This is a genomic window from Geminicoccus flavidas, from assembly GCF_009806515.1.
In the GTDB taxonomy this organism is placed as follows: domain Bacteria; phylum Pseudomonadota; class Alphaproteobacteria; order Geminicoccales; family Geminicoccaceae; genus Geminicoccus; species Geminicoccus flavidus.
Genome location: NZ_WUJP01000305.1, coordinates 1 through 9,982, shown reverse-complemented (window position 1 = coordinate 9,982; position 9,982 = coordinate 1). Strand labels below are relative to the sequence as shown.

Here is a 9,982-nt window from a genome sequence, read left to right as displayed (position 1 = left end):
GCGCGGCATGCTGGTCGACTAGAACGAAGCCCTGTCGGGTCTCGGCCAGCACATAGGCATCGAACAGCTGGGCCCGCGCCGCACCCAGCGGATGGGCTTCGGCCGATGGTGGCGGCGTCGCGGCGGCCGCCGCACCCGACGGGGCGCCGACGTCGAGCCGACCCTGATAGGCGAAGGCTGCGGCGGCTTCCTTCAGCCCCGGCGACGCGGCCTGCCGGTCCCAGCCGGACGGTGCCGTCCAGCCGCTGGCAGCCGCCGGTGCCGTGCCGACGGCAAAGCTGGCAAGGGCCGCCTCGCCGAGGGCGCGGGCGGTCAGGCTCCCCTGCCCGTCCAGATGACGGCGCACCGCACCGATCACCAGGCTGCGCACCAGGTCCGGCTCGCGAAAGCGCAGCTCGGTCTTGGTCGGGTGGACGTTGACGTCGACCCGCTCGTGGGGAAGGCACAGCATCAGCGCGGCACCCGGCAGGCGGTTGCCCACCAGCGTGTCGCCATAGCCGACCCGGAGCGCGGTCTCGATCAGCCGGTCGCGCACCGGTCGCCCGTTCACCACGACCAGGAACGGCCGGCGCCCGTGGGCTGCCTGGGTGGGCAGGCCCAGATAGCCCTCCAGGGTGATCCCGTCCCGCTCGACCGTGACTGGGCGCGCATCGGCCAGAAAACCCTCGCCCAGCACGGCAGCCACCCGCACCTCCAGTCGCTCGCCTGCCTGCCGCGCCGGCTGGAATCGCCGCCGCTCCACCCCGTCCACAGTGAGGCTGAACGCGATCTCGGGTCTGGCCAGCGCCAGGCGGTCGAACTGGTCCAGGATCGCCTGGGTCTCGGCGCGCTCGGAGCGGAGGAAGGCCAGTCTGGCCGGGGTGGCGAAGAACAGGTCGCGCACCTCGATCCGGGTGCCGGGCGTGGTGCCGGCCGGGCGGATGGGCGAGATCCGGCCGGCCTGGACCTCGAGCACGGCACCGGTCGCCGCGTCCCGGGTACGGGTGGTGATGCTCACCCGCGCCACCGCACCGATCGAGGCCAGCGCCTCGCCGCGAAAGCCCAGCGTGGTGATGCGCACGAGGTCGGCATCCGGCCCGAGCTTGCTGGTGGCGTGTCGCTCGACGCACAGAGCGAGGTCGGCCTCGTCCATACCCTGCCCGTCATCGACCACCCGGACGAGGCCACGCCCGCCCTGCTCGACCGCGACCTCGATTCGGGTCGCCTTCGCGTCCAGCGCGTTCTCGACCAGTTCCTTGACCACGGCTGCCGGCCGCTCGATCACCTCGCCGGCGGCAATCCGGTTCACCAGCTGGTCGGGCAGGCGGCAGACCGGCATGGACGCGCTCCCTTTGGACCGGTCCGGCTCAGCCGGCGGCGACCAAGCCCTGCGGCCGGCCGACTGCCACCACCCGCATGGCTTCCGGATGGAGCAGCCGGGCAGCCGCGGCCTGCACGTCGGCCAGCGTGACCGCCTCGATCAACTGGTTGCGCCGCTGGAGGAAGTCGGCGCCCAGGCCCAGCATCAGCATGCCGGTCAGCATGCCGGCGACCTGGTCGTTGCTGGTCAGGCGCAAGGGGAACGAGCCGGTGAGATAGGTGCGTGCGTCCTCCAGCTCCGGCGATTCCAGCATGCCGCGCGCCAGCTTGCCGGCCTCCTCGGCGATGATCTCCAGGCTTTGCGCCACCCGGTCATTGCTGGTCGCGACCTGGCCCAGCCAGAGCGGGGCGCCCTCCAGCTCGATCAAGGAGGCGCTGACCCCATAGGCCAAGCCGCGCTTCTCGCGGACCTCCTCCATCAGGCGCGAGGAGAAGCCGCCGCCCGCCAGAATATGGTTGGCGATATAGGCCGCATGGTAGTCCGGGTCGTAGCGCGCGATGCCGCCATGGCCGAACATCGCGACGGTCTGCGGGTTATCCATCTCGACGATCGCGAGGCCGGGACTGGCCAGAGGCACGTCCTGCTCGCGGCTCCACACGCTGCCGGCCGGCAAGGCGCCGAATACATGGTCGAGCAGCGGCGCCAGCGTGGCAGCATCGATGTCGCCGCACACGCCCACCACCAGATCGTCCCGGCGCAGGTTCTGGGACACGTAGCGGCGCACGTCGTCCGCACTGAAGCCCGCCACCGTCTCGGCCGTGCCACGGATCGAGCGGCCATAGGGATGGCTGCCGAACATGCCCTTGAAGAAGTGGCGGCGCGCCTGGGCGTTCGGCTCCTTGGCCCGCCTAGCGAGGTCGGCCTGGATCTGGGCACGCACCCGCTCCACCGGCTCCTCGTCCAGCCGTGCCTCGCATAAGGCCAGGCGCAGCAGCTCAAAGGCATGGTCGCGGGTGGCGGTCAGCGTCTTCAGGTGGCCGCTGAAGCCGGTCCGGTCGACGTCGAAGCCTAGCCGGATGACATTGTCTTCCAGCTCGCGGCGAAAGGCTTGGCTGTCATAGGGGCCGGCCCCCTCGTCGATCACCGCCCCGGCGAACGCGGCCAGGCCCTCGCCGTCCGGCGGATCCAGCCGAGCGCCGCCGCGGAAGTGGAAGCCCAGCGAAAGGAACGGCACGGCACGCTCGGTGACCAGAAAAGCGCGGATGCCGCCCGCGGTCGTCACTTCCTGAACGGGGACCAAGCTGCGGCACTCCTTGCTGGTTCTGGTTACTTGGGGTGGTTGTGGTTGGGCCCAGCGGCTGGATCGGGCTCAGCTACCCTGGAGCAGCCGGCCGGTGACGGCTCGGCGCCGGTCGAACGCGACCGCGGCCGCTGCCCGGATCGCAGTACCGTCGACCGCGGCGATGCGCTCGGGCCAGGCCTCGGCGTCCTCGACCGACAGGCCGCTGCACAGACAGGCACCGAAATAGCGAGACGCACCCATCAGGCTGTCGCGGTCATAGACCGCCTCGGCCAGCATGCGCTTTTGCACCCGGGCCAGCGCCTCGTCGGGCATGCCGTCCTGGACCACCCGCGCCAGCACCGCGTCCATGGCCGCCTCCACCGTATCGAGGCTGACACCCGGCCGCGGCACCGCATAGACGCGCAGCGTGGTCGGATCGAGTGCCACGCCCCGGTAGAAGCCGCCGGCATTGGCGGCCAGACCCTGCTCGACCACGAGCTCGCGGTAAAGCTCGGCCGTGCCGCCGGAGCCCAGCCACTCCATCAGCACCTCCAGCGCATAGGCATGGTCGCTGCCGGCACTGGCAAACGACGGCACCAGGTAGGAGCGCATCACCAGCGGCTGGCCGACCCGCTCGTCGGCCAGCTCGATCCGGCGCTCGGCGAGCTGCGGCGGCTCTGCCAAGCGGACCCGCTCCGGCGTGCCGCGCCGGGCAAGGCGGCCATAGCTGGCCTCGGCCAGCGGGCGCAGCTCATCGGCGGTGATGTCGCCGGCCACCACCAGGATCGCATTCTCCGGGCCGTACCAGCGCTCGTAGAACGCCAGCGCATCCTCGCGGGTATAGCTCTGGATCTCGTGCATCCAGCCGATCACCGGCAGGCGGTAGGGGTGATGGAGGTATTGGAGTGCCCCCATCTGCTCGGCCAGCTGCGCACCCGGGTCGTTGTCGATGCGCTGGCGACGCTCCTCCACGATCACGTCGCGCTCAGGATAGACGATCTCGTCCACCAGCCGGAGATTGGCCATCCGGTCGGCCTCCATCTCCATCATCAGCGGCAGGCGGTCCTTGGCGATCAGCTGGAAATAGGCGGTGTAGTCCAGGCTGGTCTGGGCGTTGTCGTTGCCGCCCTGGCGTGCGACCTCCTTGCTGAACGCCCCTGGCGGGATCTTGTCGGTCCCCTTGAACATCAGGTGCTCGAGAAAGTGCGGCAAGCCGGACTTGCCGATCGGGCTGTCGGCGCAGCCCACCTTGTACCAGACCCAGTGGGCCACCACCGGGGCGCGGTGGTTCTCGACCACCACCACCTGCATGCCATTGTCCAGCGTGAAGGTGCTGGGATGGAACAGGCCGCGCCGGGGCGGCACCACTTCCGCAGGATCGAGGCTGGCGTTGTGCTCGGGACCGGAGGCGGGATCGGACAAGACGGCGCCCTCTTCAGTTGATCGGCGGTGCTGCGAGCGGGACGCTGCCGACGCGCATGGTGAGCGGCCGGTCGGCCGCGTTGATGCCCGCTTCCTGCAGGCGCTGGCTCTCGGCCACCGGGTCCAGCACTACGCCCGGCTGGTCCTCCGGGCTGGTCCGCTGCCAGGATGCTATGAACAGGAAGGTGCGGTCGCTGATCGAGGTCGAGTCGGCCTGCTCCTGCGCCAGCACCCGGCGGATGTCCGGGTCGGCCGCGGTCTCGCCGGTGGCGGCCAGCAGTGCCTGCTGGCCGGGCGAGGTCCGATCCGCAGCGACGGGCGCGGGCGTGGCGGCGGGATCGACCGCGGCGATCGTGACTGGCGCGGTGGTAGCGGCCCCCAGCAGGACGTTGCGCGCCTGCCGCGACGGATCGGCTTGGCTGATCGGCGGAGCACCCGGCCGGGGTGGGGGCAGCTCGGCCATAGATGGCGGCATCTCCAAGGGTGCCTGGCGCACCACCTGGAACTCGTCCGGCCCACTGCGCACCAAGCCCAGCTGCTCCTGGACGGTGGTCTCGCCGCAGCCCGCCAGCAGCAGCATCGCCAGCCCGGCCGAAAGCCTGGGCAGGCCGGTCCCGAGGCTTCTCACGACGCGGCCTCCTTCTTCTTGACCATGAAGCTCTCCGCCACGAGCAGCAGCGCCCCCACCACGATCGCCGAATCGGCGAGGTTGAACGCCGGCCAATGATAGCCGGCCACATGGAAGTCGAGGAAGTCGACCACCGCACCGTGGCGCAGCCGGTCGATCACGTTGCCGATGGCGCCGCCCAGCACCAGCCCGATCGCCAGCGCGGTGCCCCGGTCGCGCTCGCGGAACAGCCAGATCAGCAGGCCGACCGTGATCAGGAGCGCCAGCCCCACCAGGATCCAGGGCTCCGTGGCCTGGTCACCGCCAAGCATGCCGAAGCTGACCCCGGGGTTCCAGACTAGCACCAGGTTGAAGAACGGCAGCACCGCGCTGGGCAAGGCGTCCGCCACGGCCAGGATCACCTCCTTGGAGACCTGGTCCAGGGCGAACACGAACACAGCCAGAATCAGGGCCGGGCGGACATGGCTCATGCATCGACCCGCAGCCGGCCCAGCACGGTCGTGCAGCGCTGGCAGACATGTTCTGGCGACTGCGCGACCTCGGGCAGGACTCGCCAGCAGCGCAGGCACTTCTCGCCTTTGGCCGGCCGCGGCGAGGCCGCAGCACCCGGGACCTCGTCCAGGCGGAACGCATCGGCCGGCGCCTCGCCCTCGACCAGCTTCAGGCCGGACGTGATGCACAGCTCGGCCATGTCCAGGCCGGCCAGCAGCCGGTGCTGCTCAGGCGTCACGTAGAGGGCGGGTGCCGCCTCCAGCGAGCTGCCGATCCGCTTCTCGCGCCGCTCGATCTCCAGCACGCCCGTCACCACCCGGCGCAGCTCGCGGACCTTCGCCCAGCGCTCGCCCAGCTCCGGTCGGTACCAGCTCTCCGGCAGGTCGGCGAAGCACTCCAGATGGATGCTGTCCACACCCTCTCCGTGCCGGTAGCGCCAGGCTTCCTCAGTGGTGAACACCAGGATCGGGGCCAGCCAGCGCACCAGGCAGTCGAACACCCGGTCCAGCACGGTGCGCGCGGCGCGCCGGCGCAGATCGTCCGGATGATCGCAGTAGAGCGAGTCCTTGCGCACGTCGAAATAGAAGGCGGACAGGTCGATCGCCGCGAACTCCAGCAGGTCCTTGTAGGGCCCCAGGAAGTCGTAGCGCTCGTTGCCGGCCCGGATCGCCCGGTCCAGCTCGGCCAGCCGGTGCAGCACCCAGCGCTCCAGCTCCGGCAGCTCCTCGTCCGGCAGGATCTCGGCGGGCGTGAAGCCATGGAGGTTGGCCAGGAGGTAGCGCAGCGTGTTGCGCGCCTTGCGGTAACTGTCGGCGGTGCGCTCTAAGATGTCCTTGCTGATCCGGATGTCTTCGGCGAAGTCGGTCGAGACCACCCACAGGCGCAGGATGTCGGCGCCATGGGTCTTCATCAGGTCCATGGGCGACAGGACGTTGCCCAGCGACTTCGACATCTTGCGCCCGGCGGCATCGACCACAAAGCCGTGGGTCAGCACCGCGTCGAAGGGCGCGCGGCCGCGCGTGCCGCAGCTTTCCAGCAGGGACGACTGGAACCAGCCGCGATGCTGGTCGGAGCCCTCGAGATAGAGGTCGGCCGGCCAGCGCAGGTCGGGGCGGCCTTCCAGGGTGAAGGCATGGGTCGAACCGCTGTCGAACCAGACATCCAGGATGTCGTCGACCTTCTCGAAGTCCTCCGCACGGTACTTCTCGCCCAGGAATTCCTGCGGGTCGCGCGACCACCAGGCATCGGCCCCTTCCGCGCGAAAGGCGTCGGCGATCCGCCGGCAGACCTCCGGGTCGCGCAGGGGCTCGCCGGTCGCCTTGTCGACGAACACCGCGATCGGCACGCCCCAGGCGCGCTGACGGCTGACGCACCAGTCCGGGCGGCTCTCGACCATGGAGCCGATCCGGTTGCGGCCCTTGTCCGGGACGAAGGCGGTAGCGGCGATCGCGGCCATCGCCTTCTCGCGCAGCCGGTTCTCGTCGTCCATCGCGATGAACCACTGGGCGGTCGCGCGGAAGATGAGCGGCGCCTTGGAGCGCCAGCTGTGCGGGTAGGAATGGACCAGGGGTGCGGAGGCCAAGAGGGCACCGTGCTCGGCCAGCGCCGCCATCACCGGCTCGTGGGCCTTGAACACGTGGATGCCGGCAAAACCGGGGATGATCGGGGTATAGGTGCCGTCCGGCCCCACCGTGTCCTCGGCGGCGATCCCGTGGGCCGTGCCCAAGTTGAAGTCGTCCTCGCCATGCGAGGGCGCCACGTGGACGAGGCCCGTGCCCTGCTCGGTCGTGACGAAGTCGCCGGGCAGGAGCGGCACGTCGAAGCCGTAGCCGCCGGCCAGGCCTTTGAGCGGATGCTCGGCCCTGGCGCTGGCCAGGGCCGTGCCGGGGAAGCGTCCGCGCAGGGCATGGCCGGTGATCTTGGCACTGGCGAGGAAGGATTCGAGCAGTTCCTCGGCCACCACCAGCCGGTCGCCCACCCGCACCGTCGAGCCCTCGGCCAGTTCGGTGGGCTCGATCAGCACATAGGCGATCTCCTCGCCATAGGCGATCGCCCGGTTCGCCGGGATCGTCCAGGGCGTGGTGGTCCAGATCACCACCGCGGCATTGGCAAGAGCCGGGTCGAGTGCCCGGGTGAGCGGGAAGCGCACCCAGATCGAGGTCGAGGTATGGTCGTGATACTCGACCTCGGCCTCGGCCAGCGCAGTCTTCTCGACCGTCGACCACATCACCGACTTCAGCCCGCGATACAGCGAGCCGTTGTTCAGGAACTTGGCCAGTTCCTCGAAGATCGCGGCCTCGGAAGAAAAGGCCATGGTGGTATACGGATTGTCCCAGTCGCCGAGGCAACCCAGGCGCTGGAACTCCTTGCGCTGGATGTCCAGGTACTTCTCGGCGTGCCGGCGGCACTCGGCGCGGAACTGGACGATCGGCACCGCATCCTTGTCCGCACCACGCTTGCGGTATTCCTGCTCGATCTGCCACTCGATCGGCAGGCCGTGGCAGTCCCAGCCGGGCACGTAGTTGGCATCATAGCCCAGCATCTGGCGCGAACGGTTGATCAGGTCCTTCAGGACCTTGTTCAACGTCGTGCCCATGTGGATGTTGCCGTTGGCGTAAGGCGGGCCGTCGTGCAGCACGAACAGGGGCCGGCCCTTCGACTGCCGTCGGATTCGCTCCCAGAGCCCCGTCTCGATCCAGCGCTTGACGATCGCGGGCTCGCGCTCGGGCAAGGCCGCCCGCATCGGGAAATCGGTCTTGGGCAGAAAGACCGTGCTCTTCAGATCCTGGCTCATCATTCGGCAGTCGGCAGGGGAGACGACAAGAGCGCGCGGGCGGCTGCGGCATCCTCGTGGATGCGGGCCACCAGCGCGTCCAAGTTCGGGAACCGGATCTCGCCGCGCAGCCGCTCGACGAAACCCACCCGCAGGCGCCTACCATAGAGGTCGCGCGCCATGTCGAACAGATGGACCTCCAGCACCTCCTTGACACCGTCCACGGTGGGCCGCCGCCCCCAGTTCAGGACGGCTGGGCGCGGCTCGTTCACGTCCTCGCCGACGATCCCGACCTTGGCGGCATAGACGCCGTGGCCGGGCAGCAGCGCGCGCGGGTGCAGCGGCTGGAGGTTGGCGGTGGCAAAGCCCAATTGCCGGCCGAGCCCCGCCCCCCTGATCACCACGCCCTCCACCACGTGCGGCCGACCGAGCAGCCGGGTCGCGGCACGCGCGTCGCCCTCGGCCAGCAGGTTGCGGATCAGGGTGGAGGAGCAGGGTTCGCCGCCGATCGTCACCTTGGGATGGACGACGGCCGTCACGCCGTGCCCGGCCAGGCGCTGGGCGAGGAAGGTCGCGTCGCCGCCGCGGCCCTTGCCGAAGCAGAAGTCCTGGCCCACCACCACCACCCGGGCCGCCAGCTGGCCGACCAGGACCGCGTCCACGAAATCAGCGGCGGAACGGACGGCAAACGCGCGGGTAAAGCGCGGCACCACCACGTGACTCACGCCGATCTCGCTCAGCAGTTCCAGTTTGCGCCGCAGCGGCGTCAGGCGCTTGGGCGCGCTGTCCGGCTGGAACAGTTCGCGCGGGTGCGGCTCGAAGGTCAGCACGCCCGCGCGCACGCCTAGATCCCGCCCTTCCGCGGCCGCCCGGCCCAGAATGGCGCGGTGCCCCAGATGGACGCCGTCGAAATTGCCGATGGCGAGCGCCAGGCCGCGGGCGGCATCGGGCAGACGGTCGAGATGGCGATGGACCTGCATGTGCGGCAGATGCGCGAGGGCAAAGGCCGGGTCAAGCCTGCCCGCCCGGCCCCCGATGGCGCGCCGGCATGCTCAGGCGGCTGCGCGCGGGCGGCGCTGCACCATGAGGATCGCCTCGCCGGCCAGCACCTTGGTGTCGCGTACGCGGCATTCGGTATCGAGGGTGACGCGGCGGCGCTCGTAATCGACCTCGCGCACGATGACCGACGCCTTCAGCGTGTCGCCGACCCGCACGGGTGCGAGGAACTTCACCGACTGGCTGACATAGATGGCGCCGGGGCCGGGCAGCCGGGTGCCGAGCACCGCGGAGATCACGCCGGCGATCAGCATGCCATGGGCGATCCGGCCCTTGAACATGGTGGCTTGCGCGAACTCCTCGTCCAGGTGGACGGGGTTGGTGTCGCCGGACACGCCGGCGAACAGGACCAGGTCGGCATCGGTGACCGTCTTGCCGAGCGAGGCGGTCATGCCGGGCTGCAGATCCTCGAGATAATGGCCCTGGTCGGACATGTGATCCTACGGCAGCGGTTGATCCGGCAGCGACGTGCCGCCTCGGCCTAGCGCGGCCGCATCTCGCAATGCAACAAGGGCGGCGCTATGGCGGTAGCCAGCTACGTCACGAGGCCAGCCGCGGCATCAGCCAGCAGAGGGCGGCCAGCAGAGGATTGCGAGATGGATGCTTTGACCGCGATCATGAGCCGCACGAGCGTGCCGCCGCTCAAGATGGGCAGTCCCGGCCCCGATCAGGCGACGCTGGACGCGATTCTGGCGGCCGGGGCGGCAGCGCCCGATCATGGCCGGATCTCGCCGTTCCGCTTCCTGGTGGTGACCGGCGAGGCGCGCAAGGCGCTGGGCGAGCTGTTCGTCGAAGCAGCACTGGCGGCCAACCCGGACACGGCCGAGGCCGACCTGGACAAGCAGCGCCGCAACCCGCAGCGCGCCGCCGCGGTGATTGCGGTGATCACCCATGTCCGGGCCGATCACCCCAAGATCCCGGCGGTGGAGCAGTTGGCTTCGGGTGCCGCCGCGATGCAGAACATGCTGCTCGCCGCGCATGCCAAGGGTTTTGCCGCCAAATGGGTCACCGGCAAGAACGCCTATGACC

9 protein-coding genes are annotated in these 9,982 nt (G+C 70.0%); 1 reads left to right on the top strand and 8 read right to left on the bottom strand.

The window, feature by feature from the left end:
* The 8 genes from mutL to EQG76_RS08400 form a co-directional block, all read right to left on the bottom strand.
* A partial coding sequence (gene mutL / locus EQG76_RS08435) for a DNA mismatch repair endonuclease MutL (RefSeq protein ID WP_159712389.1) occupies window positions 1–1,318 on the bottom strand: 1,318 nt, incomplete at its 3' end.
* A gap of 28 nt (window positions 1,319–1,346) precedes the next feature.
* A complete protein-coding gene (locus tag EQG76_RS08430) occupies window positions 1,347–2,600 on the bottom strand; it encodes a M16 family metallopeptidase (protein ID WP_159712387.1) in 1,254 nt (417 codons plus the stop codon).
* Between the two features lie 69 nt (window positions 2,601–2,669).
* Window positions 2,670–4,004, bottom strand: a complete 1,335-nt coding sequence (locus EQG76_RS08425) for a M16 family metallopeptidase (protein WP_159712385.1) — start codon at window positions 4,002–4,004, stop codon at window positions 2,670–2,672.
* 13 nt (window positions 4,005–4,017) lie between these two features.
* Window positions 4,018–4,632 carry a DUF3035 domain-containing protein gene (locus EQG76_RS08420; RefSeq protein ID WP_159712383.1) on the bottom strand — a complete coding sequence of 205 codons (615 nt, stop codon included), beginning with the start codon at window positions 4,630–4,632 and terminating at the stop codon, window positions 4,018–4,020.
* A complete protein-coding gene (lspA, locus tag EQG76_RS08415; RefSeq protein ID WP_159712381.1) occupies window positions 4,629–5,102 on the bottom strand; it encodes a signal peptidase II in 474 nt (157 codons plus the stop codon). Before lspA ends, EQG76_RS08420 begins: the two co-directional genes overlap by 4 nt.
* Window positions 5,099–7,918: an isoleucine--tRNA ligase gene (gene ileS, locus EQG76_RS08410; RefSeq protein ID WP_159712379.1), complete on the bottom strand. Its 2,820-nt coding sequence runs from the start codon at window positions 7,916–7,918 to the stop codon at window positions 5,099–5,101. Before ileS ends, lspA begins: the two co-directional genes overlap by 4 nt.
* Complete coding sequence (locus EQG76_RS08405; protein ID WP_159712377.1) at window positions 7,918–8,877, bottom strand: bifunctional riboflavin kinase/FAD synthetase; 960 nt, start codon at window positions 8,875–8,877, stop codon at window positions 7,918–7,920. The genes ileS and EQG76_RS08405 overlap by 1 nt, the downstream gene beginning before the upstream one ends.
* Before the next feature lie 72 nt (window positions 8,878–8,949).
* Entirely contained in the window at window positions 8,950–9,387 is a 438-nt protein-coding gene (locus EQG76_RS08400) for a MaoC family dehydratase (protein ID WP_159712375.1), read from the bottom strand.
* Window positions 9,388–9,549: 162 nt separating this feature from the next.
* Between EQG76_RS08400 and EQG76_RS08395 the strand changes: the two genes are divergently transcribed.
* Window positions 9,550–9,982 (top strand): nitroreductase family protein (locus tag EQG76_RS08395; protein WP_159712373.1); only part of this gene is annotated, 433 nt, incomplete at its 3' end.

What these genes read in the sequence shown, in the direction of transcription:
- lspA (WP_159712381.1), bottom strand. Translation starts at nt 5,102, where the DNA reads ATGAGCCATGTCCGCCCGGCCCTGATTCTGGCTGTGTTCGTGTTCGCC.
- ileS (WP_159712379.1), bottom strand. Translation starts at nt 7,918, where the DNA reads ATGAGCCAGGATCTGAAGAGCACGGTCTTTCTGCCCAAGACCGATTTC.
- EQG76_RS08405 (WP_159712377.1), bottom strand. Translation starts at nt 8,877, where the DNA reads ATGCAGGTCCATCGCCATCTCGACCGTCTGCCCGATGCCGCCCGCGGC.
- EQG76_RS08400 (WP_159712375.1), bottom strand. Translation starts at nt 9,387, where the DNA reads ATGTCCGACCAGGGCCATTATCTCGAGGATCTGCAGCCCGGCATGACC.